The 26,081-nt window shown below is 73.8% G+C and carries 19 protein-coding genes, 3 tRNA genes and 1 pseudogene; 9 read left to right on the top strand and 14 right to left on the bottom strand.

The genetic code is table 11. The features are described 5' to 3' along the window. Nucleotides 1-16: 16 nt before the first annotated feature. The 3 genes and pseudogenes from ABZ873_RS13030 to ABZ873_RS13020 all read right to left on the bottom strand — a co-directional run bounded on the left by ABZ873_RS13030 (nt 17) and on the right by ABZ873_RS13020 (nt 3,642). The gene (locus ABZ873_RS13030) at nt 17-1,291 is read right to left on the bottom strand and encodes an FAD-dependent oxidoreductase (protein ID WP_360869579.1); all 1,275 of its coding nucleotides are present in this window, start codon (nt 1,289-1,291) and stop codon (nt 17-19) included. 93 nt (nt 1,292-1,384) lie between these two features. After that, nucleotides 1,385-2,713, bottom strand: coding sequence for a deoxyguanosinetriphosphate triphosphohydrolase (locus ABZ873_RS13025; protein ID WP_360869576.1), 1,329 nt, complete (start codon nt 2,711-2,713; stop codon nt 1,385-1,387). A 36-nt stretch (nt 2,714-2,749) separates the two neighbouring features. Then, nucleotides 2,750-3,642, bottom strand: a pseudogene (locus tag ABZ873_RS13020) (sirohydrochlorin chelatase). 309 nt (nt 3,643-3,951) lie between these two features. Here ABZ873_RS13020 and ABZ873_RS13015 point away from each other — a divergent pair. Continuing rightward, entirely contained in the window at nt 3,952-4,563 is a 612-nt protein-coding gene (locus tag ABZ873_RS13015; RefSeq protein ID WP_360869643.1) for an ElyC/SanA/YdcF family protein, read from the top strand. Between the two features lie 214 nt (nt 4,564-4,777). Here the strand turns inward: ABZ873_RS13015 and ABZ873_RS13010 are convergent, their stop codons facing one another. Beyond that, nucleotides 4,778-5,080 carry a hypothetical protein gene (locus ABZ873_RS13010; protein ID WP_360869573.1) on the bottom strand — a complete coding sequence of 101 codons (303 nt, stop codon included), beginning with the start codon at nt 5,078-5,080 and terminating at the stop codon, nt 4,778-4,780. A gap of 172 nt (nt 5,081-5,252) precedes the next feature. On the opposite strand from ABZ873_RS13010, the gene ABZ873_RS13005 reads away from it, so the two are divergent. Then, nucleotides 5,253-6,311 carry an RNA polymerase sigma factor gene (locus ABZ873_RS13005; RefSeq protein ID WP_360869570.1) on the top strand — a complete coding sequence of 353 codons (1,059 nt, stop codon included), beginning with the start codon at nt 5,253-5,255 and terminating at the stop codon, nt 6,309-6,311. A 70-nt stretch (nt 6,312-6,381) separates the two neighbouring features. Here ABZ873_RS13005 and ABZ873_RS13000 read toward each other — a convergent pair whose 3' ends face one another. The 4 genes from ABZ873_RS13000 to ABZ873_RS12985 all read right to left on the bottom strand — a co-directional run bounded on the left by ABZ873_RS13000 (nt 6,382) and on the right by ABZ873_RS12985 (nt 12,057). Beyond that, nucleotides 6,382-8,304 carry an ABC transporter ATP-binding protein gene (locus tag ABZ873_RS13000; protein WP_360869567.1) on the bottom strand — a complete coding sequence of 641 codons (1,923 nt, stop codon included), beginning with the start codon at nt 8,302-8,304 and terminating at the stop codon, nt 6,382-6,384. Next, the gene (locus tag ABZ873_RS12995) at nt 8,301-10,034 is read right to left on the bottom strand and encodes an ABC transporter ATP-binding protein (RefSeq protein WP_360869564.1); all 1,734 of its coding nucleotides are present in this window, start codon (nt 10,032-10,034) and stop codon (nt 8,301-8,303) included. The genes ABZ873_RS13000 and ABZ873_RS12995 overlap by 4 nt, the downstream gene beginning before the upstream one ends. Nucleotides 10,035-10,185: 151 nt before the next feature. Beyond that, nucleotides 10,186-11,634, bottom strand: coding sequence for an FGGY family carbohydrate kinase (locus ABZ873_RS12990; protein ID WP_360869561.1), 1,449 nt, complete (start codon nt 11,632-11,634; stop codon nt 10,186-10,188). A gap of 120 nt (nt 11,635-11,754) precedes the next feature. Continuing rightward, a complete protein-coding gene (locus ABZ873_RS12985) occupies nt 11,755-12,057 on the bottom strand; it encodes a YtxH domain-containing protein (RefSeq protein ID WP_360869559.1) in 303 nt (100 codons plus the stop codon). 145 nt (nt 12,058-12,202) lie between these two features. On the opposite strand from ABZ873_RS12985, the gene ABZ873_RS12980 reads away from it, so the two are divergent. The 3 genes from ABZ873_RS12980 to ABZ873_RS12970 all read left to right on the top strand — a co-directional run bounded on the left by ABZ873_RS12980 (nt 12,203) and on the right by ABZ873_RS12970 (nt 12,628). After that, a tRNA-Asn gene (locus ABZ873_RS12980) sits at nt 12,203-12,275 on the top strand. A 5-nt stretch (nt 12,276-12,280) separates the two neighbouring features. Beyond that, nucleotides 12,281-12,353 (top strand) — tRNA-Asn (locus ABZ873_RS12975). Nucleotides 12,354-12,554: 201 nt separating this feature from the next. Then, nucleotides 12,555-12,628: transfer RNA gene (locus tag ABZ873_RS12970), tRNA-Ile, on the top strand. Between the two features lie 64 nt (nt 12,629-12,692). Here ABZ873_RS12970 and ABZ873_RS12965 read toward each other — a convergent pair. Further along, entirely contained in the window at nt 12,693-13,958 is a 1,266-nt protein-coding gene (locus ABZ873_RS12965) for a glutamate--cysteine ligase (protein WP_360869556.1), read from the bottom strand. 215 nt (nt 13,959-14,173) lie between these two features. Here ABZ873_RS12965 and ABZ873_RS12960 point away from each other — a divergent pair, with 215 nt between their 5' ends. Continuing rightward, nucleotides 14,174-15,454, top strand: coding sequence for an MFS transporter (locus tag ABZ873_RS12960; protein ID WP_360869553.1), 1,281 nt, complete (start codon nt 14,174-14,176; stop codon nt 15,452-15,454). Between the two features lie 1,488 nt (nt 15,455-16,942). Here the strand turns inward: ABZ873_RS12960 and ABZ873_RS12955 are convergent. Further along, the gene (locus tag ABZ873_RS12955; protein ID WP_360869550.1) at nt 16,943-18,298 is read right to left on the bottom strand and encodes a carboxyl transferase domain-containing protein; all 1,356 of its coding nucleotides are present in this window, start codon (nt 18,296-18,298) and stop codon (nt 16,943-16,945) included. 212 nt (nt 18,299-18,510) lie between these two features. Continuing rightward, nucleotides 18,511-19,146 (bottom strand): LysE family transporter, encoded by a 636-nt coding sequence (locus ABZ873_RS12950; protein WP_360869547.1) that lies wholly within the window; start codon nt 19,144-19,146, stop codon nt 18,511-18,513. Between the two features lie 70 nt (nt 19,147-19,216). Here ABZ873_RS12950 and ABZ873_RS12945 point away from each other — a divergent pair, with 70 nt between their 5' ends. Next, nucleotides 19,217-19,651, top strand: a complete 435-nt coding sequence (locus ABZ873_RS12945; protein ID WP_360869544.1) for an Lrp/AsnC family transcriptional regulator — start codon at nt 19,217-19,219, stop codon at nt 19,649-19,651. Between the two features lie 588 nt (nt 19,652-20,239). Here the strand turns inward: ABZ873_RS12945 and ABZ873_RS12940 are convergent. Together ABZ873_RS12940 and ABZ873_RS12935 are read right to left on the bottom strand one after the other, a co-directional pair. Then, entirely contained in the window at nt 20,240-21,757 is a 1,518-nt protein-coding gene (locus ABZ873_RS12940) for a GAF domain-containing protein (RefSeq protein WP_360869541.1), read from the bottom strand. 74 nt (nt 21,758-21,831) lie between these two features. Beyond that, nucleotides 21,832-22,869, bottom strand: coding sequence for a rod shape-determining protein (locus ABZ873_RS12935; protein WP_360869538.1), 1,038 nt, complete (start codon nt 22,867-22,869; stop codon nt 21,832-21,834). Nucleotides 22,870-23,080: 211 nt separating this feature from the next. Here ABZ873_RS12935 and ABZ873_RS12930 point away from each other — a divergent pair, with 211 nt between their 5' ends. Beyond that, the gene (locus ABZ873_RS12930; protein WP_360869535.1) at nt 23,081-23,788 is read left to right on the top strand and encodes a triacylglycerol lipase; all 708 of its coding nucleotides are present in this window, start codon (nt 23,081-23,083) and stop codon (nt 23,786-23,788) included. Between the two features lie 152 nt (nt 23,789-23,940). Then, nucleotides 23,941-25,431, top strand: a complete 1,491-nt coding sequence (locus ABZ873_RS12925) for a hypothetical protein (protein WP_360869532.1) — start codon at nt 23,941-23,943, stop codon at nt 25,429-25,431. Here ABZ873_RS12925 and ABZ873_RS12920 read toward each other — a convergent pair whose 3' ends face one another. Beyond that, on the bottom strand, nt 25,432-26,013 hold the full coding sequence (locus ABZ873_RS12920; protein ID WP_360869529.1) for a hypothetical protein: 582 nt from the start codon (nt 26,011-26,013) through the stop codon (nt 25,432-25,434). Nucleotides 26,014-26,081 lie beyond the last annotated feature (68 nt).

Here is a 26,081-nt window from a genome sequence, read left to right as displayed (position 1 = left end):
GGCGGGGGCGAATCCGTCAGGCACCCTCCGCCGGGACCAGCGAGGCGAGCGGAACCGACGGGTCCGCCAGGGCCTCGCGGTCCACGGGCGCCTTCGACCTGATCAGGGCCTGGATGTGCTCGGTCACATCCCACACATTCACGTTCATTCCGGCGAGCACCCGGCCCTCCGAGAGCCAGAAGGCGATGAACTCCCGCTTGCCGGCGTCGCCGCGGATCAGCACCTGGTCGTAGCCGCCGGGCGGGGCGTAGCCGGAGTACTCCAGACCCACGTCGTACTGGTCGGAGAAGAAGTACGGCACCCGGTCGTAGACCACCGGCCGCCCCAGCATGGCCCGCGCGGCGGCCGGGCCGCCGTTCAGCGCGTTCGCCCAGTGCTCGACCCGCAGCCGGGTCCCGAGCACCGGATGGTGGGCGGCGGCCACGTCCCCGACCGCGTAGACGTCGGGGTCGGAGGTGCGCAGCGACTCGTCCACGGCGATCCCGCCGCCGTGCTCCCGGTCCACGAGGGCCAGGCCGGAGGTCTCGGCCAGAGCGGTGCGCGGGGCCGCGCCGATCGCGGCGAGCACCGCGTGCGCGGGGTGCTCCTCGCCGTCGTCGGTACGGGCGGCCAGCACCATGCCGTCCTGCCCGACGATCTCGGTCAGCCGGGCGCCGAAGTGGAAGCGGACGCCGTGGTCGGCGTGCAGGTCGCCGAAGAGCCGGCCGATCTCGGGGCCGAGCACGGAGTGCAGCGCGGTGGCCTCCGGTTCGACGACGGTCACCTCGGCGCCGTAGCCGCGGGCCGCGGCGGCCACCTCCAGGCCGATCCAGCCGGCCCCCGCGATCAGCAGGTGGCCGTTGTCCCGGCCCAGCCCGGACAGCACCTGCCGCAGCCGCTCGGCGTGCGCGAGGCGCCGCAGGTGGTGGACCCCGGCCAGACCGGTGCCGGGGATGTCCAGGCGGCGCGGCTCGGCACCGGTGGCCAGCAGCAGCTTGTCGTAGTGCAGGGCCGTGCCGTCCCCGAGGACCACGCGCTTGGCGTCGCGGTCGAGGTGGACCGCGGGCTGGCCGAGGTGCAGCTCGATGTCGGAGGCCGCGTACCAGGACGGCTCGTGGACGAAGACGCTCTCCCGCTCCTCCTTGCCCGTCAGGTACCCCTTGGAGAGCGGAGGGCGTTCGTACGGGTGGTCGCGTTCGTCGCCGATCAGGATCACCCGCCCCGTGAACCCCTCGGACCTCAGCGCCTCAGCCGCCTTGGCTCCGGCGAGCCCTGCGCCGACGATGACGAACGTCTGGTGTGCGTCGACCACCTGATGCCTCCTCATAACCTCTCCGCCACATGCGAGCACATGCGAGCGTCCCGCACCGAGCCTGCCGCGTGAAGGGGGAGTGGCGCGATCGGCTCACCCTTCGGCGCGTCGGGTGCGCCGGGTGAGACGGGCGTGCAGGGAGCGCGCCGACGCGTCGGTCAGGCACGCGATCTGGTCGATGACCGCCCGTTTCCTGGCCCGGTCGTCCGGCGCCGCGTCGAAGATGGCGCGGAACTGCGGGTCCAGCCCCTCGGGGGCGCGGGCGCTCAGCGCCTCCGCCAGTTCGGCCAGGACGACGCGCTGGTCGGCGCGCAGGCGCTCCTGCTCGTCGCGCTGCATCACGTACAGGTCGGCCACCGCCTTGAGCACCGCGCACTCGTTGCGCGCCTCGCGCGGAACCACCAGCTCCGCGCCGTAGCGGGTCAGCCGGCCCGAACCGTACGCGTTGCGGGTGGCGCCCTCCGCGGCCAGGCAGAACCGGCCGATCAGCTGGCTCGTCGCGTCCTTGAGCCGGGCCTGGGCGACGGCCGAGCCGTCGTACCCGTGCGGCCACCACTCTTGCTCCATCAGCCGGTCCAGGGCGGCCCGCAGCTCCTCGGGCGAGGTGTCGGCCGGGACGTAACGGCCGATGGCCACGTTCCAGATGGCGGCGCGCTCGGGCTCGGCGAAGAGCAGGTTCGGGTCGAGATGGCCGGCGTGCAGGCCGTCCTCGAAGTCGTGCACGGAGTACGCGACATCGTCCGCCCAGTCCATGACCTGCGCCTCGAAGCACTTGCGGTCGGCGGGCGCGCCGAGGCGCAGCCACTCGAAGACCGGCAGGTCGTCCTCGTACGCCCCGAACTTCACCGAATCGGGGTCGGTGGGGTGGTCGCCGCGCGCCCAGGGGTACTTGGTGGCGGCGTCCAGGCAGGCCCGGGTGAGATTCAGGCCGACGCTGACGGGCGGGCCGCCGGACGGGCCGGGCACGAAGCGCTTGGGCTCCAGGCGGGTCAGCAGGCGCAGCGACTGGGCGTTGCCCTCGAAACCACCGCAGTCCTTGGCGAATTCGTTCAGCGCCTCCTCGCCGTTGTGGCCGAAAGGCGGGTGTCCCATGTCGTGCGAGAGGCAGGCGGCCTCCACGAGATCCGGGTCGCAGCCGAGCGCCGCGCCCAGCTCCCGGCCGACCTGGGCGCACTCCAGGGAGTGCGTGAGCCGGGTACGGGGGCTGGCGTCCCAGTCGTAGGAACGCGTGCCGGGGGTGACCACCTGGGTCTTCCCGGCGAGCCGGCGCAGGGCGGCGGAATGCAGGACGCGCGCGCGGTCGCGCTGGAAGGCCGTGCGCCCCGGGCGTTTGTCGGGCTCGGCGGCCCAGCGTTCGGTGTCGCCCTCGGCGTAGCTGCCGGGGGCGGGGTGGTCTGCGGGGGCGTGCGCGGTGCCTTCCATGACATGACGGTAACCGGAAGGACTGACAAACCGGGATCAGGCGGAGACGAGTTCCGGCCGCGCGAGGGCGGTGGGGCGGGCCAGGGCCTCGTCGTAGCGGTGCAGCAGCAGCCGGGCCAGCGCGGGGTGGTCGCCCAGCGGCGCGGCCGCGAGGGAGGGGGCCGCGGCGGCGCTCTGCGCGGCGAACCGGCCGGGGGCGGCGAAGTACGAGGCCACGGCCGCGTGGTGGTGGCCGCGCGCGGCCAGGGCCCGCAGGGCCTCGGGCACGGTCGGCGCGGCGGCGGAGGCGTAGGCGGGGACGACGGGCACCCCGTCGAGGCGCTCGGAGAGCAGCCGGGCCGTGCGGCGGGTGTCGGCGGCGGAGTCGGGGTCGCGGGAGCCTGCGGCGGCGAGCACGATCGCGGTGCCGGGGGTCCAGCCGGCCTCCAGCAGCCGCTCGTACAGGGCCTCGACGAGCAGCGGGTGCGGGCCGAGCGGGGCGGCGACCCGGACGCGCAGGTGGGCGGCCCGGGCGGCGGCCGCGGGCAGGTCGCGCTTGACGTGGTGGCCCCGTCCGAGCAGCAGCGGGACGAGCACGGCCGCGCCGGAGGTGGCGCCCAGGGTGTCGTCGAGCAGCGGCGCGTTCAGCTCGATGTGGCCGAGCCGGACGTCGAGGCGCGGGCGGAGCTCGCGGACGCGGTCGAGGAGGGCGAGGGCGGTGTGCCGGGCGCGGGGGTCGCGGCTGCCGTGGGCCACGGCGACGAGGGCGGGCTGCTGCGGGGGCTGCTGCATGGGCGGTCTCCGTGGGCGCGGGTGCGGGGCGGGCGCAGTCCGCCGAGCTGGGTGCCGAGTTGGGCGGTGATCCGGGTGAGCAGCTCGGCGGCGCTGTCGAAGGGGAGGGCGAGGAGGGAGGGGCTGAGACTGTCGGGAGGGTGCACCGGCTCCGTCATGAACCGATCCTGCGGGCCGCAGATTGCCGGTGCGTTGCGGGGGCGTGACGGGTCTTTGCCGCGTGCTCACGCGCGGGCTCGCTCACTCGTGCGAGTGAAAGGGGGCGTCGGCGGAACTCGGGGACCGGCGGTGATCGTCAATGTGTGCGAGCGGTGTGCGCGAGGCGCGCGATCGATGCGGGTGAGGGGAGCGGGGCCATGGGGATCAAGGGCTGGGCGGGAGCGGGGACGGGAGCGGTGGCAGCGGCGGTGCGGGGCCTGCGGTGGCCGCGGGGTGTGCGGGGCCGGCGGCTGCTGGTGCAGTCCGTCATGGCGGGCTGCGTGCTGGCGCTGCTGCCCTCGGCGTGGACGCACGCGACGGCCGCGGACCGGCTGCGCACCACCGCGGACGCCCCCGCGGCGGACGTGGCCGTGGTCTTCGGGGCCGGGCTGTGGCGGGGGAGACCCACGCCCTATCTCGCCGACCGGCTGGACGCGGCGGCGGAGCTGTACCGGACCGGCAAGGTCCGGGTGGTGCTGGTCACCGGGGACAACAGCCGCGAGGAGTACGACGAGCCCGACGCGATGCGCCGGTACCTGACGGAGCACGGCGTCCCGGACACGCGGATCGTCAGCGACTACGCGGGCTTCGACACCTGGGACTCCTGCGTACGGGCCCGGGAGATCTTCGGGGTGGAGCGGGCGGTCCTGGTCACCCAGGGCTTCCACATACGCAGGGCCGTCGCCCTCTGCCAGGCGGCGGGCCTGGACACGTACGGCGTCGGCGTGGCCGACGTCCACGACGCCACCTGGTACTACGGCCAGACCCGCGAGTTCTTCGCCGCGGGCAAGGCGGCCCTGGACGCGACCCTCCAGCCCGCCCCCCGCTTCCTCGGCCCGAAGGAGCAGGGCATCCACCACGCCCTGGCCCTGTCGGACTGACGCGCGGGCGACCGGGCCGGGCGGTCCCCGCCCTCACCGCCGGCCGCTCTGAGGCAGAAGCACGAGGGGCGCAACCGGTCACGGACCGCGGCGCGCACGCGCACCTCCAACCCGCTCACCACCACGCACGGCCCCTACGACGCCCCGCAGCGCGGGACGCATCCCCGGGCCGCCGCGGATGGCGCGACCACGGAGAAACGCGCCGGGGCGCCCGTCAACCAGTGGGCGCTCCGCGGTGCTCGAAGTAGCCGCCGCCCGGCCCCGGGCGGTCCGTGGTCCAGGGGACCGTCTCCACCTTCACCCGCACCGGCTCGAAGCCCGCCTCCCGCAGCCGCGGCACCAGCCGCTCGTGCCCCGTGCGGTCCCGCAGGGTCAGCATCGGCTGGGACACCATCCGGCCCCGGGCCAGCAGGATGTGGGTGACCTTCAGATCGCGCGCTCCGGCCCAGGCGTCGAGCCGGGCCAGCTCCTCCGCGTCCGCGCAGCGCACGGTCACGTGGGTTTCGTACTCGGACATGGAGCTGATCTTCTCGGACATCCGTCCGATCCGCATCGGGGTTCCCGCCCAGGGGTAACCATCGGTCACGCGCCGGACTCAGAAAGTGCTCGCACGCCCCTCGTGGCCGCGATGTGTCGTACCCCACACTGAGTGAGGTGCCCCCGCCCTCGGAGCCCTGGAGGTCGCCCCCGTGCAGACCCGGACCCTGACCGTGAACGAGAGCGAGTCCTCGGAGGCCAAGGCCGTGGAGGAAGAGCCCGAGGTACTGGAGCTCATCGAGCCGGTGCCCGCGCGCAGCCGTCGCGACCACGGCGACAGCGGGAGCGGGAGCGGATCAGGACCCTCCGCGGATCTCTTCCGGCAGTACCTCCGCGAGATAGGCAGGATCCCGCTGCTCACCGCCGCCGAGGAGGTCGACCTCGCCCGGCGCGTGGAAGCGGGCCTGTTCGCCGAGGAGAAGCTCGGCACCACCCCCGACCTGGACACTCAGCTCGCGCACGACCTCGACCGGCTCGTCGTCATGGGCCGCATGGCCAAGCGCCGCCTCATCGAGTCGAACCTGCGGCTGGTCGTCTCCGTCGCCAAGCGGTACGTGGGCCGCGGGCTCACCATGCTCGACCTCGTCCAGGAGGGGAACCTCGGCCTCATCCGGGCCGTCGAGAAGTTCGACTACGCCCGCGGCTACAAGTTCTCCACCTACGCCACCTGGTGGATCCGCCAGGCGATGTCCCGGGCCCTCGCGGACCAGGCCCGCACCATCCGCGTCCCCGTGCACGTGGTCGAGCTCATCAACCGCGTGGTCCGCGTCCAGCGCCGCATGCTCCAGGAGCGCGGCTACGAGCCCACCGCCGAAGAGGTCGCCGTCCACCTGGAACTGACCCCCGAACGGGTCCTGGAGGTGCTGCGCCTCGCCCAGGAACCGGTCTCCCTGCACGCCCCCGTCGGCGAGGAGGACGACGTCGCCCTCGGGGACCTCATCGAGGACGGGGACGCCGCCTCCCCCGTGGAGTCCGCCGCCTTCTTCCTGCTGCGCGAGCACCTGGAAGCGGTCCTGTCGACCCTCGGTGAACGCGAGCGCAAGGTGGTGCAGTTGCGGTACGGGCTCGCCGACGGGCGCCCGCGCACCCTGGAGGAGATCGGCCAGATCTTCGGCGTGACGCGCGAGCGGATCCGCCAGATCGAGTCCAAGACCCTCAACAAGCTGCGCGACCACGCCTTCGCCGACCAGCTGCGCGGCTACCTGGACTGAGGAGACGACGGAGGAGACGACAGAGGGGGCGCCCCGAAGGACGCCCCCACCCGCCGAACCGCCCGCCGGGTCAGTCCACTTCCGCGACCGCCTGCGCGAACTGCGCCGAATACAGCCGCGCATACGCGCCACCGGCCGCCAGCAGCTCCTCGTGCGTGCCCTGTTCCACGATCGCGCCGCTCTCCATCACCAGGATCACGTCCGCGTCCCGGATCGTGGAGAGCCGGTGCGCGATCACGAACGAGGTCCGCCCGTGCGCCAGCCGCGCCATCGCCTTCTGGATCAGCACCTCGGTACGGGTGTCCACCGAGCTCGTCGCCTCGTCCAGCACCAGGATCACCGGGTCCGACAGGAACGCCCGCGCGATCGTGATCAGCTGCTTCTCGCCCGCGCTGACCCCCGCGCCCTCGTCGTCCAGCACGGTGTCGTAGCCGTCCGGCAGGGTCCGTACGAAGCGGTCGGCGTGGGCCGCCCGCGCCGCCTCCTCGATCTCGGCGCGCGTGACCTCGCGCGAAGCACCGTAGGCGATGTTCTCCGCGATGGTGCCGCCGAACAGCCAGGTGTCCTGGAGCACCATGCCGATGGAGCCGCGCAGGTCCTCGCGGGTCATCTTCGCGATGTCCACCCCGTCCAGGGCGATCTCCCCGCCCGTGACCTCGTAGAACCGCATCAGCAGGTTGACCAGCGTGGTCTTTCCGGCACCCGTCGGGCCGACGATCGCGACCGTGTGGCCGGGCTCGACCGACAGCGACAGGTTCTCGATGAGCGGCCGGTCCGGCTCGTAGCGGAACGCCACCTTCTCGAAGGTGACCCGCCCGCGCACCTCCTCCGGACGCTCCGGCACCACCGCGTCCGGCTCCTGCTCCGGCGCGTCCAGCAGCTCGTACACCCGCTCCGCCGAGGCGACACCGGACTGCACCAGATTCGCCATCGACGCGACCTGCGTCAGCGGCATCGAGAACTGCCGCGAGTACTGGATGAACGCCTGCACATCACCGATCGACAGGCTGCCGGAGGCCACCCGCAGCCCGCCGACGACCGCGATCAGCACGTAGTTGATGTTCGAGATGAAGAACATCACCGGCTGCATCAGCCCGCTGACCAGCTGCGCCTTGAACGAGGCCCGGTACAGCTCCTCGTTCTGCTCGGCGAAGACCGCCGCGGACTCCTTCTGCCGGCCGAAGACCTTCACCAGGGTGTGCCCCGAGTACATCTCCTCGATGTGCGCGTTCAGCGCACCGGTCGTCTTCCACTGCGCCACGAACTGCGGCTGCGACTTCTTGCCGATGCGCGCCGCGACGAACACCGACAGCGGCACGGTCAGCAGCGCCACCAGTGCCAGCAGCGGCGATATCCAGAACATCATCGCGAGCACGCCGACGATCGTCAGCAGCGAGTTGAGCAGCTGCCCCATCGTCTGCTGGAGCGTCTGCCCGATGTTGTCGATGTCGTTCGTGGCCCGGCTCAGCACCTCGCCGCGCTTCTGCTGGTCGAAGTACGACAGCGGCAGCCGCGACAGCTTCGCCTGGAGCTCCTCGCGCATCCGGTACAGGGTGCCGTTCATGACGTGGTTCGACAGCCGCGTCGCGACCAGCATCAGCAGCCCGGCCAGCACGAACACCACCAGCGCCCACACCGCCACGGCCCCGACGGCGCCGAAGTCGATGCCCTGGCCGGGCGTGAAGTCGGTGCCGGAGAGCATGTCCGCCATGCCGCCGCGGCCGTCCGCCCGCATCCCGTCCAGGACCTGCTGCTTGGTCAGGCCCGCCGGCATCTCGCGGCCGACGATCCCCGCGAACACCAGGTCGGTGGCCTCACCGAGGATCTTCGGCCCGACGACCGCGCAGCCCACGCTGCCGACGACCGCCAGCACCATGCCCCACAGCTTGGCCCGGTCGTGCGCGAGCTGGCCCAGCAGCCGCTTGCCCGATCCCTTGAAATCCAGGGACCGCTGGGCCGGCCCCATCATCATCCGTCCTCCGGGCCCGCTCATGCGGCCTCCGCCTCCGTCAGCTGGGAGAGCACGATCTCCCGGTAGGTCTCGTTGTCCGCCATCAGCTCGTGATGGCGGCCCTCGCCCACGACCTGGCCCTCGTCCAGCACGATGATCCGGTCGGCGTCGCGGATCGTCGCGACCCGCTGGGCGACGATGACCACCGTCGCGTCCTCGGTCTCGCGGGCGAGCGCCGCGCGCAGGGCCGCGTCCGTCGCGTAGTCCAGGGCCGAGAAGGAGTCGTCGAAGAGGTAGATCTCCGGGCGCTGCACCAGGGTCCGGGCGATGGCCAGACGCTGGCGCTGGCCACCGGAGACATTGGTTCCGCCCTGCGTGACAGGAGCCTCCAGGCCACCCTCCAGCGCGGCGACGAACTCCCGCGCCTGCGCCACCTCCAGGGCCTGCCACAGCTCCTCGTCGCTCGCGTCCGGGCGGCCGTAGCGCAGGTTGGAGGCGACGGTCCCGGAGAACAGGTAGGGCTTCTGCGGCACCATGCCGACCGTCCGGGCCAGCAGCTCCGGGTCGAGACCGCGTACGTCCTCGCCGTCGACCAGCACCTCACCGCCGGTGGCGTCGAACAGCCGCGGGACCAGGCCCAGCAGCGTGGACTTCCCGCTGCCCGTGGAGCCGATCACCGCCGTGGTCTCACCGGGCCGGGCCACCAGGTCCACACCCCGCAGTACGGGGGCCTCCGCGCCCGGGTAGCGGAAGTCGGCGGCGCGCAGCTCCAGCAGCCCTCGGCGGCTCAGCTCGCGCACCGGCGCGGCCGGCGGGACCACGCTGGACTCGGTGTCCAGGACCTCCTGGATGCGCTCGGCGCAGACCTCGGCGCGCGGCACCATCATGAACATGAAGGTGGCCATCATGACCGCCATGACGATCTGCATCAGGTAGGCGAGGAAGGCCGTCAGCTGGCCGATCTCCATGCCGCCGCTGTCGACGCGCATCGCGCCGAACCAGATCACGGCCACGCTGGAGACGTTCACCACCAGGATCACGGTCGGGAACATCAGCGCGAGCAGCCGCCCCGAGGCCAGCGAGACCCCGGTGAGGTCGGCGTTGGCGGAGCGGAATCGGTCCTTCTCGTAGTCGTCGCGCACGAAGGCGCGGATCACGCGGTTGCCGGTGATCTGCTCGCGCAGCACCCGGTTCACGGTGTCCAGCCGCTCCTGCAGCTGCCGGAACAGCGGCCGCGTACGGAAGACGATGGCGCCGACGGAGATCCCGAGCACCGGGACCACGGCCAGCAGCACACCGGACAGCGGCACGTCCACGGACAGCGCCATCACGATGCCGCCGACGCACATGATCGGCGCCGAGACCATCAGCGTGAAGGTCATCAGCACCAGCATCTGGACCTGCTGGACGTCGTTCGTCGTACGGGTGATCAGCGACGGGGCGCCGAAATGGCCCAGCTCCCGCGAGGAGAAGCTCTGCACCCGGTCGAAGACCGCGGCGCGCAGGTCGCGGCCGACGGCGGCGGCGGTGCGGGCGCCGTAGTAGACGGCCCCGACGTTGCAGACGAGCTGGACGAGGGAGACGCCCAGCATCAGGGCGCCGAAGGTCAGGATGTAGCCGGTGTCCCCGTTGACGACACCCTTGTCGATGATGTCGGCGTTGAGGGTGGGCAGGTAGAGGCTGGCGCTGGTCTGCAGCAGTTGCAGCAGGACCAGCGCCCCGATGGGTTTGCGGTACGGACCCAGATGGGTCCGCAGAAGTCGTATGAGCACGCGCAGGCTCCGGTCGGCACGATCGAGGGGTTCGACCCATCTTCGGCCAATCGGACCGGCGATCCCCACCGGATTTCGCAAAGCCCGGTCAAAAGGAGTAGGCCCCGGGGCGGTGGCCTACGACCTCCGGCCGCCCGCCGCGGCCCCGGGCTCAGAACGCCCCGGGGTGGATCTGCTCCCGCGTCGCGACGTACTGCTGGCGCACTCCCCGCCAGGCCGCGAACTCCTCGTCCGGCTCGAAGACCTGCGCCGCGGGGGCCGGCCAGACCGGCGGGGTGTGCGGGGCGAGTGTGCCCTGCGCCACACCGAGGGCCCAGGCGGCCTGCCGCGCCGCGCCCAGCGCCGCGTAGTCCGCCGGCTCCGGGACGACGACCTGCGTCCCGAACAGCCCGGGGGCCGCCGCCTGCACCGCGGGCAGATCCGCCGCCGCGCCCAGCAGGAACACCCGGCGGATCTCCACCCCGCGCGAACGCAGCACGTCGAGGGCGTCCACCAGGGAGCACAGCATGCCCTCGAAGGCGGCCCGGGCCAGGTGCTCGGGCTTCATCGAGTCCCGGCGCAGCCCGGACAGGGTCCCGGCGGCATGCGGCAGGTTCGGGGTCCGCTCACCCTCCAGATACGGCAGGAGTACGAGGCCGTGCGCGCCCGGCGTGGACTTCAGCGCGAGCTCCGACAGGCCCTCCAGATCGGTGCCGAGCAGTTCGGCGGTGCCGCGCAGGGCCCGTACCGCGTTGGAGGTGTTCACCACGGGCAGGTGCATGCCGCTGGCGTCGGCGAGCGAGGTGATCAGCCCGCCGGGCTCCGACAGGGCCTCGTGGTGCACGGCCATCACCGAACCGGAGGCACCGAGCGAGACCACGGCGTCGCCGGGGCCGAGCCCCAGCCCGAGCGCCGCCGCCATGGTCTCGCCGGTCCCGGCGGAGATCAGCAGGCCCTCGGGGGTGGTCCCGGCCGCGTCGGCGGGGCCCAGCACCTCGGGCAGCAGCGCCCGGTGGCCCAGCGCCAGCTCGACCAGATCGGGCCGCCAGGTGCCGGTGGCGGCCGACCAGTAGCCCGTACCGGAAGCACCACCGCGGTCGGTGGTCCGCCGGGCGGGGCGGCCCAGCAGCTGCCAGACCAGCCAGTCGTGCGGGGACATCAGCACGGCCACCCGGCGGGCCGCCTCGGGCTCGGTCCGGGCCAGCCAGGCCAGCTTCGCCAGGGGCTGCGCCGCGTGCGGGACGGTGCCCACGGCCTCGGCCCACGCCTGGCGGCCGCCCAGGGCCTCGGTCAGCTCGGCGGCGGCGGCCTGCCCGCGCTTGTCGTTGCCGACCAGGGCGGCCCGTACCAGCCCGCCCTGCGGGTCCAGCGCCAGCAGGCCGTGCTGCTGGGCGGAGACGCCGATGGCCTGGACCCCTTCGAGGAGCCCGCCCCCGGCGGCCTCGCCGAGCGAGAGCAGCCATGCCTGGGGGTCGGTCTCGTGGGGATGCGCGCCGTCGGGTTCGCCCGCGGGCTGCGGATGCGGGGCGTACCCCTGGCGCAGCACCGCGCCGGTCTCGGTGTCACAGACGACGATGCGAGTGAAGGTGGAAGAGCTGTCCAGCCCGGCGACTATCCCCATGCGGGAGATTGTGCCGCACGTGGCCCCCGTGGCGACCGCCCCGGGGCCCCCGGAACCTCATCGGTTCCGGGGGCCCCGGGGGACGCGCATTCGTACGCGGCTATTGGCTCAGGTGCCGGCTCAGGTGTTGCTGGTGCCCCAGTCGTCGTCGGCGCCCGCCCCGGCCCGGTCGCGCAGCCCGCGCACCCGCCCGGCGACCGACTCCGGCACGACGTCGCCGACCTTCTCGCTCACCACGGCGTACGCCTTGCCTGCGTACTCGCGTCCGGTCCGGCCGGCCGTCTCGGCCGCGTTGCGCACCGCCGGGTTCTGCGCGACCTGCCGCGCGGACTTCCTCAGCTGCTCGTAGCGCTCGCGTCCGGCCCGGCTCCCGAGCACGTACCCGAGGGTCAGTCCGACCACGAACGTGACCTTGTACCGCATGCCTGTCACCCTTCGTCGTGTGGTGCCCGGCCTGCTGTCGATACCGATTGGCGGAGCACCCCCCTGCTTGCGCTAATCTATGACTCGCAACGGGCGCTCGCCCCCCGGCAAGGCCGGAGGTGGGCCGTTCGGTGCACCGCAGCAATCCCCTGTAGCTCAATTGGCAGAGCAGCCGGCTGTTAACCGGCAGGTTACTGGTTCGAGTCCAGTCGGGGGAGCGCGGTCCCCTGTAGCTCAATTGGCAGAGCATTCGGCTGTTAACCGGAGGGTTGCTGGTTCGAGTCCAGCCGGGGGAGCAAGGAAGCGAAGAGGGCCCTCCGGGGTCCTCTTTCTTTCTTTGCCGCCGGTTCCCGCGCACTTCCGGGAACCGGACAGCACCCGCAGGCGGTCTCTCCGGGCAGGCGAAGCCGATCATGCGAGGCATCCGAGGCAGGAGATCGTATGAGCGGCTATGCTGCGGCAGACGGCGCGCACACGTGTACGCGCCACGCCGTGAAGGGGCGGTAGCTCAGCCGGTTAGAGCAGCGGACTCATAATCCGTCGGCCGTGGGTTCGAGTCCCACCCGCCCCACTGCGAGCCGCAGGTGCAGAAACGATCGCACCTGCGGCTTCGGCGTTTTCTGGGGGTGGCGTGGCTAGAAATTCTCCGTCTCGTCCGTGAGGTGGCGGAGGACGTCTGTGAGGTTTTGGCGGCGGGCGTAGGTGGTGCGTTGGCGGTGGGCGCCTGAGCCGTCGCGGAGGAGGGTGGCCAGGGTTTTGGCCGCGTGGTCCAGGTCGCCCGAGGCAGCCAGTTCCGGGGCTACCAGGTCCAGCAGGGCCTCCGCGAGGTCGGCCGCCGGGAGTTCCGTGCCCGTGTACGGGTCCAGGCCGAAGCCCTCCAGGCCGTCGTGGGCCGCGCGCCAGCGGGCGAGGCGGAGGACGTCGTCCCGTATCGCCGGTTCCGGGCGGCGTTCGCGGATCTCGCGCAGGGCCGTGGAGACCAGCGCGCGGGCCAGTTCGGCCTGCAGGACGGCCGTGTCGATGGACGGGGACATGTCCGGAGCGCGGAATTCCAGGGTCGGCCAGTGGCCGGACGGGCGGAGGTCCCAGTAGACCATCTTGGTGTCCAGCGCGGCCCCCGAGCCGAGCAGGGTCTGTACGGAGCGCCGGAAGTGGGCCGTCGACGTGAAGTGCGGGGGCGGGCCCGCGGAGGGCCAGCCCGACCAGGCCATCGCGCGCCAACTGGCGTGGCCGGTGTCGCGGCCGCCCCAGAAGGGGGAGTTGGCGGCCAGCGCGATCAGCGTGGGCAGCCAGGGCCTGATCCGGTTGGACACCGCGACGGCCGTGTCCACGTCGAGGGTGCCGATGTGGATGTGGCGGCCGCAGCTGACGAGGGTGTCGGTGAGGGCGCCGAAGCGGCGGTGCTGCTCGCGCTGGCGCGGCTCGTCGTCCGTGAGGTGCAGCGGGCCGGTCATGGCGACCACCGGCGAGGGCGCGGCCAGCAGGCGGCAGCCGTGGGCGCGCGCCGCGCCGGCGAGGGTGCGGCGCAGGGCGGCCAGCTCGGCGCGCAGCGTGGCGGCCGACTCGGCGACGGGCGTGGAGATCTCCACCTGGTAGCGGGTGCCCTCGGGGTGCATCTCGCCGGGCAGCCCGCCGGCCGTCGCGAGGACCAGCGGGGCGGCGGGGACCACCCGGAGGGTGCGGGCGTCGACGAGCAGGAACTCCTCCTCGACGCCGACGGTGAGCGGCACGGTGGGCCTGCCGGGCGAGGCGGACGGGCCGCCCTGTGCGCCGGGCCTGAGCCGCACCGTGTTCTGCGTGTGCTGCGTGCTCTGCGTGCTCTGCGCGTTCTGCGTGCTCTGCGGGCTGTGCGGGTTCTGCGTCGTGCCGGTGCTCGCGGTCTTGTTGCCAGGTTCGATCACTGCGCCTCCCTGGACATACGAGTCTTTTCATCATGAGCTGAACACCGGGCGGGGAGCGTACGCCGATTCGGTCAAATGTCCGGTGATAGTGGCGGGTTACCGGCAAACGGGCGGCCGCGCCGGGAGCCCGGGGCCGGGTGGGGCGACTGTTGCCGGTGTGTGAAAGGGCCGGAAATCCCCACGGGCCGGGCGGCGAGGGTTGGTTATCATCCGATGTGACTCGGACGACTGATCGGACCGACCGGAACACCCCGACCGCGCCGAGGCGGCGCATCCTCGCCGACCTCACCCCTCTGCGTACCTCCGCCGACTACCGGCGGCTGTGGGTCGGCGGCACCATCTCCTGGGTCGGCCAGGCCATGACCGCCCTCGCGATCTCGCTCCAGGTCTACGACATCACCGGCTCCAGCTTCTCGGTCGGCCTCGTCGGGCTCTTCTCGCTCGTCCCGCTCGTCGTCTTCGGCCTGTACGGCGGGGCCATCGCCGACACCGTCGACCGGCGGGCGCTCGGCCTCTACAGCTCCCTCGGCGCCACCGTGCTCTCCGTCGCGCTCGCCGCGGCCGCGCTGCTCGGCTTCCACCGGGTCTGGTTCCTGTACGCCGTCGTCGCGCTTCAGGCGGTCTGCGCGGCGCTGACCGGACCGGCGCGGTCCGCCATGATCCCGAGGCTGCTGCCGGCGGAGCAGTTGCCGGCCGCGAACGCCCTGAACTCCGTCACCATGACCTTCGGGACGATGGTCGGGCCGGCGCTGGGCGGCCTGGTGGTGGCGGTCGGCGGCTACCAGTGGGCGTACCTGATCGACGCCGTGACCTTCAGCGCCGCGCTGTACGCGATGTGGCGGCTGCCGGCGATGAAGCCCGACCGGGGCGAGGGGGTGCGGGGGCGGGCCTCCGTCGCCGACGGGCTGCGGTTCCTCGGCACCCGGCCGAACATCCGGATGACCTTCTTCACCGACATGGCCGCCATGGTGCTGGCGCAGCCGAAGGCGCTGTTCCCGGCCATCGCCCTGCTCTGGTACGGGGACGACGCGAAGACGGTCGGCCTGATGGTGGCCGCGGTCGCCGCGGGGGCGCTGCTGGGCGGGCTGTTCTCCGGCTGGCAGGCGCGGATCCGGCGGCACGGGCTGGCGATCCTGCTGGCGGTGGCGGGGTGGGGGCTGGCCATCGCCGTCTTCGGCCTGACGCGGAACCTGTGGCTCGGGCTGTTCTTCCTGGCGCTGGCGGGGGCCGCGGACACGGTCTCGATGGTGTTCCGTACGACGATGCTCCAGGCGGCTACGCCGGACGACATGCGGGGGCGGCTCCAGGGGGTCTTCATCGTGGTCGTCGCGGGCGGGCCCCGGCTGGGGGATTTCCTCGCGGGGACCGCCGCCGACCTGACGTCTCCCGCTGTCGCGGTGACGGGGGGCGGGCTGGCGTGCGTGGTGGTGGTGGGGCTGCTGGCGCTGAGGTGGCGGGAGTTCGGGCGGTACGACGCGCGGTCGCCGAAGGCGTAGCGCGGCGCTGGGCCGCTGGGCTGGGCGGGGTTGGCCGACCCCGGCTCGGGTGGGGTTTCGGCTGGCGCCGGCCGGGGGTGGGTGCGCCGCCGTGCCCGGTACGTGGTGCGGATCCGGCGGGGGTTGGAGCCGCGGGCCGTCGTGGTGGTGGTGGCTGGCCGCCGCGTGTGGGGCGTGTGCCGCCTGTGCCGTGTGTGCCGTGTGTGCGACGGCTGGGTGCGGGTGGGTTTCGGCCTCGGCCCCGGGCCGGGTGGCGGCTATGCCGGGATAGGGCAGCGCACGTTGGTGCCGCCGCTGGCGGATGCGGTGCTGGGGGTACGTGATCGCCTCCGGCGGGCGCGGGTTGGGACGTGCGGCTCGCGCTGGTGGAGCCTCGGCGCGCGGGCGGGCGCGTCCCACGCCACGGAGCGCGTTTCCGGCGTCCGGGCTGCCGCCGCGCGTACCTGACGGGACGGAAGGTGGCGCCGCCTGCGGCTGCCGGTGCCACGAACCGGTCCCCACCGCGGGCCGGAGCGGGGCCGTCCGGTGCCGCCTCCTTGTGGCCGTACCTCTCCCCGGGCGCAGCCCGGTGTGGCCGACCGGTGGTCGAGTGGACTCGGCGTGGCTGGTGCAGCTGACGCGTGCTCGTGGGATTTCCGGGTGTGGCTGGGCAGCTGACGTGGTCGGGCTGGTGTGGGGGACGCGTACTCCGGGGTGTTCCGGGTGCGGCTGATGTGTGCTCGGGTGTGCCGACGCGTGGCTGGTGTGGCGGGTGGGTGCCCGGAGGTGCCTCCGGGCGCGGCTCGCGCGGCCGACGTGTGCCCGAGGGTGCTCCCGGTGTGGCTGGTGTGGCTGGGCAGCTGACGTGGTCGGGCTGGTGTGGGGGACGCGTACTCCGGGGTGTGGCTGGTGCGGCTGATGCGTGCTCGGGGGTGCTTCGGGTGCGGCGGGCGTGCCGAGGCGTGGCTGGTGTGGTGGATGGTGTGGCTGGCGAGCGCCCGGAGATGCCTCCGGGCGCGGCTCGCGCGGCCGACATGTGCCCGAGGGCGCTCCGGTTGTGGCTGGTGTGCCGACGGGTGGCTGGTGGGGCTGGCAGGTGTTCGGAGGTGCCTTCAGGTGTGGTTGGTGTGGCGGAGGCGTGGCTGGGATGCTCCGGGTGCGGCTGGTGCGCCGACGCGTGGCTGGTGTGGCTGATGCGTGCTCGGGGTGTTCCGGGTGTGGCTGGGCAGCCGATGTGGTCCGGATGGTGTGTGGCGGACGCGTGCTCCGGAGTGTGGCCGATGTGTGCTTGGGGGTGCTTCGGGTGTGGCTGGTGTGTCGGCCCGTGGGTGGTGGGGCTGGCAGCGGCTCGGAGGTGCCTCCGGGCGCGGCTCGCGTGGCCGACGTGTGCCTGAGGGTGTTCCAGGTGTGGCTGGTGTGTCGGTGGGTGGGTGGTGGGCTGGTAGGGGTTCGGAGGTGGCTTTGGGGGTGGCTGGTGCTCAGGGGGCGGCTGCGGTGTGGGCGGGTGGGTCAGGGAGTTGGGGGTGGTGGGGGGACGATGCCGCGGGCTATGCCCAGGGACACCAGGTCCTGCGGGCGGATGTGGAGTTCGGACGCGGTGGTGGGGGCCGAGGACGTGGGGCGTTTCAGGATGGCCGCCGCCAGTTCCGGGGCGATGACCGAGAAGTAGCTGTCCGGGGTGACCCACATGTTGTGCGGGGCGGCCAGGGCCAGGGCGCCGCCCGAGCCGCCCTCGCCGATCAGCAGCGTGGTGACGGGCACGGTGGCGGCGGCCACCGCCGCGAAGGTGTCCGCGATGGCCGGGCCCGCGCCCGCGTGCTCGGCGGCGGCGTCGTTGGCCGCGCCCGGGGTGTCGACCAGGGTGAGGACGGGAACGCCGAGCCGGTCCGCGAGGCGGATCACGCGGGCCGCCGTACGGTAGCCCGCCGGACGGGTCGCCGTGCCGCACTGGGCGGCGTACGCGACGGCCCGCCCCTCCCGCAGCCCGAATCCGCACAGCATGCCCGGGTCCGTGCCGCCCGCGCGGTCGCCGGACAGGGGCAGGCGGAGGTCGAAGTACGCGTCCAGGTACGCCGCGGCGCGCGGCCGGCCCGGATCGCGGGCCTGGCGTACGGCGTCCCAGCCGGTGGCGGGCGGTCGTACGTCGGCCAGCACGGCCGGGGGCTCGACCGGCTCGGCCGAGCGGGGCGCGGCCAGGACGCGCAGCCAGGCGGCGAGGGTGCCGGGCAGGTCGGCGGGGTCGACGACGGCGTCCACGTGCCCGGCGGCGTACTGGCCCTCGGCGCAGTACGCCGCCGGATCCGCGTCCGCCGGCCGCACCCGGGAGCCGGCGAAGCCGACCTGGGCGCCGGGCAGGGCCAGGACCACGTCGGCCCCCGCCCCGAGGGTGGCCCAGCCGCCGCCGGTGGTGGGATCGCGCAGCACGGCCAGCTGGGGGAGGCCCGCGGCCCGTGTCAGCACGCACTGCCGGGCCACCCGCTGGAGCTGCGTCAGCGCGAGCATGCCCTCCTGCATGCGGGAGCCGCCGGTGGCGATGAGCGAGACGAGCGGGAGCCGGCGCGCGCGGGCGTGCTCGTACGCGGCTTCGAGCCGGTCGCCGGTGCGCTGCCCGAGCGAGCCGCCGAGGAAGCCGAACTCGAAGGAGACGAGCACGGCTTCGGCGCCGCCGACGCGGGCGGAGCCGACGACGACGGACTCCTCCTCGCCGGTACGGGCGCTCGCGCGGGCGCGGGAGTCGTCGTAACCGGCCCAGGCCAGCGGGCCGTCGGCGGGGGAGTCCCGGCGGGGGACGGACAGCTCGGCGAAGCTGTCCGGGTCGGCCACGGCGGCGATGGCCGCGCGGGCGGAGAGGCGGGTCGTCGTCACCGGTTCACCCCAGGTCGTGAGAGTCGAAGTGCTGTCCGGGTGACAGTACTTCGGCGGGGTGGCGGCGGGCAGCGCGGGAACGGGACGACGGCGTACGAGGCGCCGGCCGGCGGGGGCGGGTGCGGGGGCGGGTGCGGGTGCGGTGGCGAGGGGGGCCGAGGAGACCGGTTGCTGCACCGACCTGGGGCCGGGCCCCGCCGTGCCACGCCCCGTCAGGGGAGCGGGAGGGCGATCTTGACCGCGTAAGCGGCGACCAGGCCGTAGCCCAGGCGGAAGGTCCAGACGCGGAGCGCGGGGGAGACGCGGGCGCCCGCGAGGGAGCCGAGCGTGACGAGGGACTGCTGCCAGAGGAGCGAGGCGAGGCCGACCCCGAACAGGAAGGCGGCGCCCGCCGGGCCGGAGTGGAGGGTGGCGGCCTGGGCGGTGGTGAGGGCGGCGAAGTAGAGGGCGGTGGTGGGATTGACGGCGGTCAGAGCCGCGTAGCGTGCGAAGGCCCGGGCGGGGCGGGGGCGGGTGGTGCCCGCGCCGCCCTCGCCGCTGTCCGGGGGCGTCGGCGAAGCGCGGGCGCGCCAGAGGCCGTGGGCCGCGATGCTCAGCAGGATCGTGGCCGAGGTGAGGCGGATCCATGCCTCCACGGGGGAGACGTAGGAAGCCACCCAGGGGCCGAGGGCGGTGGCGAGGGCGGCGTAGCCGAGGTCTGTCGCGGCCACGCCTGCGGCGGCGGCCGCTGCCGTGCGGCGGTCGCGCAGGGCCTCCTGGAGGAGCAGTACGCTCATCGCCCCCATCGGCATGGCCACGCCCAGGCCCGCGACCGCGCCCGCCAGGGCCGGTGTCGTCAGTTCGTTCATGAGGGGGAGGGTGGGGCGCCGTGCCCGTGGTTCGCGCACGTATATCGGGCCCGGCTGCGACAATCGCGGTGTGGACGGCATCGACAGGGAAATCCTCGGGATCCTCCAGCAGGATGCGCGGATGTCGTACCGCGACCTCGGCGCCCGCGTCGGCCTCAGCGCCAACGCCACGGCGGACCGGGTGCGGCGGATGCGGCGCGACGGGGTGATCCGCGGGTTCACGGTTGTCGTGGATCCCGCCGCCGACACCGCGGGCGGGCTCGTCGTCTTCATCGACCTCACGCTGCGGCAGGACACCACGAACGAGGAGTTCGAGCGGAAGGTCGTCACGCTCCCCGGCATCACCGAGGTGGTCCATGTGACCGGCGGCCACGACTACCTCGTACGGGCGAGAGCCGCCGACCCGTCCGCCCTCGACACGCTGCTCCGCCGCCTCAAGCGGGAGGCGGGCGTGGCCCAGTCCCACACCCGAATCGCCCTACGCGCGGCCCCCCGCCCCCTCTGACCCCGGCTCAGCCCACGGCACGCGCCGACCTGCGCCCACCGCCGGCTCCACCCCGCGCACCGCGCCTGCTCCCGCCCGCGCACTCCGCGCCGCCTGCCCTCACCGCCCGCGCCCGGCGGGCCGGACCTCGCCCGCTCCGGTCCGCGTGCAGCGCGCCGCGTGCGCCGACCCGTACCTGTCGCTCTGCCCCTGGCGTACCGGGCTTGCCCGCTGGGCACCGCTCGTACGATCCGCCGCTCCGCCCGGCGCGTGCAGCCACCGCGGGCTCGGGCCGCCGGCATCGCGCGGCCTACTCGGAGCTGCGCCCAACAGCCCGCGCCCGGCGGGCCGTACCTCGCCCGCTCCGGTCCGTGCGCAGTGCGCCGCGTGCGCCGGCCCGCGCCTCTCGCTCTGCGCCCTGCCTACCGGGCCTGCCCGCTCGGCACCGCTCGTACGATCCGCCCGGCCCGCCCAGCCCACGGCCGACTCCGGCCCCGGCATCGCATGGCCCGCTCCGTACCGCTCACGCCGATGCGCGCTCCGGACCCGGCTCGGCCCGCCGCTCGCGCAGGGCCGCGTACACCTGCCATGCCGCCTCCAGCGGCCCCCTCACACCGCCGACTCCCACCTCACCGTCGTGCCCCGGGCGCCCGAGTCCGTGTGGCCGTTGTCCGTTACCGTCAGGTGGACCTTTGCCGGGGTGGCGTCCACCGTTACCTCGATCTTGGTGACCTCGCTGCGGCGGTGCGCCGCCGCCAGGGCGCCGCGGAGGGTCGTGAGGAGGGAGGCGGCCACCGGGTCCGGGATCAGGGTGTCCACCGCGCCCGCGAAGTGGACCGACGGGGGGAAGCCCAGGAGGACCGCCGCGCCGCCCGTTTCGCGCAGGACGCGGCCGCGGAAGGTCGACGGGGCGTCGGCCGGGGGCTGCTGGAGGGCGAAGATGGCCGTGCGGACCTCCTGGATGGTGGAGTCCAGCTCGTCCACGGCGCGGGCCAGTTCCTCGCCGACCGTGTCCCCCGAGGGGGCGTTCGCGGCGCGGCGGCGGGTGCTCTCCAGCATCATCTCCGTGGCGAACAGCCGCTGCACCACCAGGTCGTGGAGGTCGCGGGCGATCCGGTCGCGGTCCTCGTACACCGCCAGCTGCTCCCGGTCGTGCTGCGCGTCCGCCAGGACGAGCGCCAGCGCCGCCTGGGAGGCGAACTGCGAGGCGAGCAGCCGGTCCACCGCGTCGTACGCCGGCCCCCCGCGGGCCCGCGGCAGCGCCAGGGTGCCGATCAGCTGGCCCCCGCTCTGGAGCGGGAGCATCATGCTCGGCCCGAAGCGCTCGCGGACGTGCGTGGTCATGCGCGGGTCGGTGGCCGAGTCCTCGATGAAGACGGGCTCGCCCCCGAGCAGTTGCTCCAGCACCGGCGAACCGGGCGCGATGGCCGTGCCCACCAGGTCCCCGGGATCCCCCTGCGTGGAGGCGGCCACGATCTCCATCCCGCCCTCGGCGGTCGGCTGGAGCACCACCCCGGCGGCCGCGTCGGCCAGCAGCCGGGCCCGTTCGGCCACGCACCGCAGGGCGTCCGCCGCCGGGCGGCCGGCCAGCAGGGTGGTGGTGACGGCGGCGGCGCCGTCGATCCAGCGCTCCCGGCGGCGCGCGGTCTCGTACAGCCGGGCGTTGCCGATCGCTATGCCCGCCTGCGAGGCGAGGACGCGGAGCAGGGCCAGGTCCTCCTCGGTGAAGGGGCCGCCGCCGCGCTTCTCGGTGAGGTAGAGGTTCCCGAAGACCTCGGTGTGCACCCGGATCGGGACGCCGAGGAAGCTGCGCATGGGCGGATGGCCGGGCGGGAAACCGGCGGCCCGCGGATCCGCGGCGAGGTCGTCCAGGAGCAGCGGACGCGGGTCGTCCAGCATGACGCCGAGCAGACCGGAGCGGCCGTCCGGCAGGTGGGGGACGGCGGCCCGCTGCTCCTCGGTGAGGCCCGCCGTGAACAGGCCGGTCAGCACGACGCGCTCGGGGTCGACCACCCCGAGCGCGGCGTACCGGGCCGAGCACAGCTCGGCCGCCGAGTCCACGATGTGCTGGAGGGTGGCCCGTAGTTCGAGCTCGGAGCCGACGTTGAGGACGGCCTCCAGCAGCACCGGAAGGCTGGCTTCCTCAGCCGCTTCTCCCTCGGGCGTCCCGTCCGTTCCCTCCGGTCGCGGTGCGTTCCGCGTCATCCGGCCAGCGGGTTGAGGACCATCGGGGCGATCTTCCCTTCGAGCATCGCGCCGAGACCGAGTACGGCGCACACGTCCGGCCGTTCCGCGATGGCGACGGGCATACCGGTGGCGTCCCGCAGCATCTGGTCCAGGCCCGGCAGCAGGGCGCTGCCGCCCACCATCATGATCCCCCGGTCCGTCAGGTCGGCGACCAGGTCCGGCGGGCAGTCCCGCAGCACCTTGCCGATGCCGTCGAGCACGGCGGTCAGCGGGGTGTAGATGGCGTCCCGTACGGCGGCCGTGTCGACCTGCACGGAGCGGGCCAGTCCGGTCGCCACGTCGCGGCCGTGGATCAGGGTGGAGGCCGGGCCGCCGACGGTGAGGCCGTTGCCGTGCAGGGCGAGCTGGAGCGGGCGGACCGCCTGGCTCGGCAGCATCAGCTCGTGCGCGTGGCGCAGGTGCTGGACGACCGCGTGGTCGATGGCCTCGCCGCCCACGGGGATCCGCTGGGCGGTGACGATGGAGCCGAGGGAGAGGACGGCGACCTGGGTGGCGGCGGCCCCGCACACCATGATCATCGTCGCGGTCGGCTGCTCCACGGGCAGTCCGCAGCCGACGGCCGCCGCGATCAGGGTGTCGACGAGCTCGACACGCCGGGCACCGAGCCCGACCAGGGTCTCCACGGTCGCCCGCTGGGCCAGCGGGTCCGCGTCGTGCGGGGTGCAGGCCGCCGCCCGCAGCCGCGGCTTGCGGCGCAGGGCGCGGCGCAGCTTCTCGCCGAGGAGGTGACGCAGCATCCGCTGGGCCATCTCGATGTCCACGACGGTGCCGCCGGAGACGGGGCGGACCACCCTGATGTAGTCCGGGGTGCGGCCCGTCATCCGTTCGGCGAAGGTGCCGACGGCGATGAGCGCGCCGGTGCGGGTGTTGACCGCGGCGACGCTGGGCTCGTCGACCACGAGGCCGGCGCCCTTGACGTACACACGGGTCCTGGCGGCCCCCAGGTCGACGGCGACGTGGCAGCGGCGCAACTGCTCAAGACTGACGGTCACGGCAGAACCTCCCGAGAGCGCTGACGCAAGAGGACCGGCGGAAGTGCCGGTCGCTTGTCATATCATCTCGGGCATTTAGGGCTATCCGCCCGTTGGAATGCTCCGGCCGTGGGTGTGTCGCGGCTGCATGGGGGTGGATTTCTGTACCGACAGGCAGCACCATGCCCGCACCGCACGCGCTACTCGCGCGTAACAAGGTAAGGGGGACGCGATGCTGACGGTCCGGCAGGCGATGGCCGCTCTTCTGACGCTCTGCCTGGCGTCCCTCACGGCGCCGGCCGCCGCCCGGGCCTCCGAAGGGGCCCCGTCCTCCGGCCGGGCGGCGCCCCGCAATCCCGTGGTCCTCGTGCACGGCTACAACGCCGACCCGGGCGTCTGGGGCTCCCTGCGCGCGGACCTGCGCGCCGATGGGTACACCGACGCCCAGCTCTTCTCCTGGGGCTACGACACCCACCAGTCCGTCAACGAGGTCCTGGCCGGACGGCTCGCCGCCTACGTGGAACAGGTCCGCCGCGAGACCGGCGCCGCCCGCGTCGACCTCGTGGCGCACTCGTACGGCTCCCTGGTCAGCCGCTGGTACGTGAAGTTCGGCGGCGGCACCGCCACCGTCGGCCACTGGGTCTCGCTGGCCGGCCCCAACCGCGGCACCTCCACCGCCTGGGCCTGCGCCCTGTGGGACCAGGCGTGCCGGGACATGACCCCGGGCTCCTATGTCGTACGGAACCTCAACAGCGGGGACGCGACCCCGGGCGAGGTGAAGTACGGGACCTTCTGGTCCGGCTGCGACGAGGTGGTCAACCCGGACGACAGCGTTCCGCTGGCCGGCGCCCTCAACACGCCCGTCGGCTGCCTCGGCCACAACGACCTGCTCGGCGACGACGCCACCTCGGCGGGGGTCCGCGCCTTCCTCGCCTCGTAGGCCGCGGGACGTACGGGAGACCGCCTCCCGAAGGCATCACCCCGCGGATGCGACCCCAGAGGTAGCCCGCCTACCTCCCTGGTCGCAGAGCGGCCCTCCACCTGCGGTATTCGATTGCGACTCCGGTTGCATGCGGGGGCCACCCGGGACTGATGTGGCACCGCGTGCCCCGCCCGGAGGATGGCCCGGTGACCGAAACCATCACCGGGCTGTACCTGTCCCCGCTGGAACTCCTCGCCTTACTGGCCGCCCTCGCGCTGGTGGTCGCGCGCTGGCTTCCCCCCGTCGCCCGCCCGCGCGTCACGCTCGCCGCCGCGGGGGTCCTCGTACTGTCCGCCCTGGTCCTGGCCGTGACGGGGATCCGCTGGCAGCTGCTGCCGGTGCTGGCGGGCGCCGCCCTCGTGCTGCCCTTCGCCCTCGCCCCGCTGCTGCGCCGCCGAGGCGGCCGTACGGCGTGGCGCGCCCGGTGGTGGCTGGCGCTCCCGGGATCGCTGGCCTGCGCCGGGCTCGTCGCCATGGGGCCGCTGGCCGCCTGGGCCTTTCCCGTACCCGCCTTCCCCGAGCCGTCGGGCGGGTTCGCGGTCGGGACCCGCGTGATGCAGTGGACCGACACCCAGCGCCCCGAGACCTTCACCCCTGAGCCGGAGGACCGGCGCACGGTGGTGACCCAGCTCTGGTACCCCGCGCGGAAGAGCCCCGCGGGTACGCCGCGCGCCCCCTACCTGGGACGTACGGAACAGGAGGCACGCACCGTCGCCGACACCCTCGCCGGCTACGTCGGCCTCCCCGGCTTCCTCGTCGACGGCCTTCCGCAGGCCCGCTCCCACGCGGTGTTCGATGCCCCGGTGGCCGGTGAGGGCGGGCGGTTCCCGGTGGTCCTCTTCTCGCCCGGCTCCGGCGGGACGCGCGCGCAGAACACGGCCTGGGCGGAGGAACTGGCCAGTCACGGCTATGTCGTCGCCGCCCTCGACCACCCGTACGACTCCGCCGTCGTCCTCCTGACCGACGGCCGCACCCTCCGCAGCAGGACCACCTCCTCCGGCGACCGCGACCAGGACGCCGTACTGGCGGCCGACTGGACCGCCGTCCGCGCCGCCGACCTCAGCTTCGTCCTCACCCAGCTCGACCGCCTGGACCGGGGCGAGATCTCCGACCCGCTGACCGGGCGCCTGGACACCGCCCGCGCCGCCGCCACCGGTCATTCCATGGGCGGTGCGGCCGCCCTGCAAGCGGCCCGGCAGGACCACCGGTTCGGCGCCGTCATCGACCTGGACGGCTTCCCCCACGGCCCCGCCGCCCCCGCCCTCGACCGGCCGGCCCTGGTTCTCACCCAGGCCATCACTCCCGCGACCGACCCGGACTACCTCCCCCGTCTGGAGACGGTCCTCCGGTCCACGACCGCGACGAGCTACCGGCTCACCGTCCCCGGCTCCGCCCATCTCACCTTCACGGACGGCCCCCTCTACCTGCCGCCCGTGCCCTCGGTCGTCGGTTCCCTGGGCCGCACCAAGAGCCCCGGCCTGGTCGCCTCCACCACCCTCGCCTTCCTGGACACCACCCTGCGCCAGAAGCCGGTCGACCTGCCCGGAGCCCTGTCCTCCTACGGCGCCCTCACCACCTACACCCCGGGCGGCGGCCCCTGATCAGCCGCCCGGCGACACCCGCTGGAGCAGCCCGTACGTGAACTCCGCCACGCACGGCACCCCCTGCGCGGCGAAGGCCAGCCGCCAGCGGGTCGGGGCCGTGCCCTCCATCGGACGGACCGGCGCGAAGGCCCGCGCCACCTCGTCCACCGTCGCCGACCAGGGCAGCAGATCGTCCGCCGAGCGCAGTGCGGGCCCCCGCGCGCCCGGGGCCCGTACCAGCCACTCGTTCCACACCGCCCCGTCCGGCGCGGCCAGCACCTCGAAGCGCAGATCCGGCCAGAGCGGCAGCCGCCACAGCAGGGCCTCGCACTCCAGATCCCCGATGGTGCGGGCGGCGGTGGACTCGGGCGGGCCGAGCACCGAGCGGTAGCGGGCCAGGGCGCCGCGGGAGCGGGACCGGGGGCCCGTCGCGGACGAAGTCCGGGAACGGACCATCGCCTGCCAGCGTTTGTTGGCCTCGCGCTGGTCGGCGAGCGAGGCGCCCAGCCGGTGGCGGGCCTCCTCGGCGAGATCCGGCTGGAAATCCGCCATCCGCCGCAGCAATACCAACTGGAAGGCGGCCGGGCCGAAGGAAGTCATGGAGGGAACGATTCCACACAGGATCCTTACGTTCTCGGGATACGGATGTTGCCGCGGACCACGTAGCC

Source organism: Streptomyces sp. NPDC047014 (genome assembly GCF_040644195.1).
Classification (GTDB): Bacteria; Actinomycetota; Actinomycetes; order Streptomycetales; family Streptomycetaceae; genus Streptomyces.
Note: the sequence above shows the minus strand (reverse complement) of the source record. Positions and strands in the feature narration are given on the sequence as shown.

Excerpts from the sequence above, each read along its gene's own strand:
- ABZ873_RS12985 (WP_360869559.1), bottom strand. The coding sequence starts at position 12,057 with ATGCGGTACAAGGTCACGTTCGTGGTCGGACTGACCCTCGGGTACGTG.
- ABZ873_RS12950 (WP_360869547.1), bottom strand. The coding sequence starts at position 19,146 with ATGAACGAACTGACGACACCGGCCCTGGCGGGCGCGGTCGCGGGCCTG.
- ABZ873_RS12990 (WP_360869561.1), bottom strand. The coding sequence starts at position 11,634 with ATGGGGATAGTCGCCGGGCTGGACAGCTCTTCCACCTTCACTCGCATC.
- ABZ873_RS13000 (WP_360869567.1), bottom strand. The coding sequence starts at position 8,304 with ATGAGCGGGCCCGGAGGACGGATGATGATGGGGCCGGCCCAGCGGTCC.
- ABZ873_RS13025 (WP_360869576.1), bottom strand. The coding sequence starts at position 2,713 with ATGGAAGGCACCGCGCACGCCCCCGCAGACCACCCCGCCCCCGGCAGC.
- ABZ873_RS12925 (WP_360869532.1), top strand. The coding sequence starts at position 23,941 with ATGTGGCACCGCGTGCCCCGCCCGGAGGATGGCCCGGTGACCGAAACC.
- ABZ873_RS12920 (WP_360869529.1), bottom strand. The coding sequence starts at position 26,013 with ATGACTTCCTTCGGCCCGGCCGCCTTCCAGTTGGTATTGCTGCGGCGG.
- ABZ873_RS13015 (WP_360869643.1), top strand. The coding sequence starts at position 3,952 with ATGGCGGGCTGCGTGCTGGCGCTGCTGCCCTCGGCGTGGACGCACGCG.
- ABZ873_RS12930 (WP_360869535.1), top strand. The coding sequence starts at position 23,081 with ATGCTGACGGTCCGGCAGGCGATGGCCGCTCTTCTGACGCTCTGCCTG.
- ABZ873_RS13010 (WP_360869573.1), bottom strand. The coding sequence starts at position 5,080 with ATGTCCGAGTACGAAACCCACGTGACCGTGCGCTGCGCGGACGCGGAG.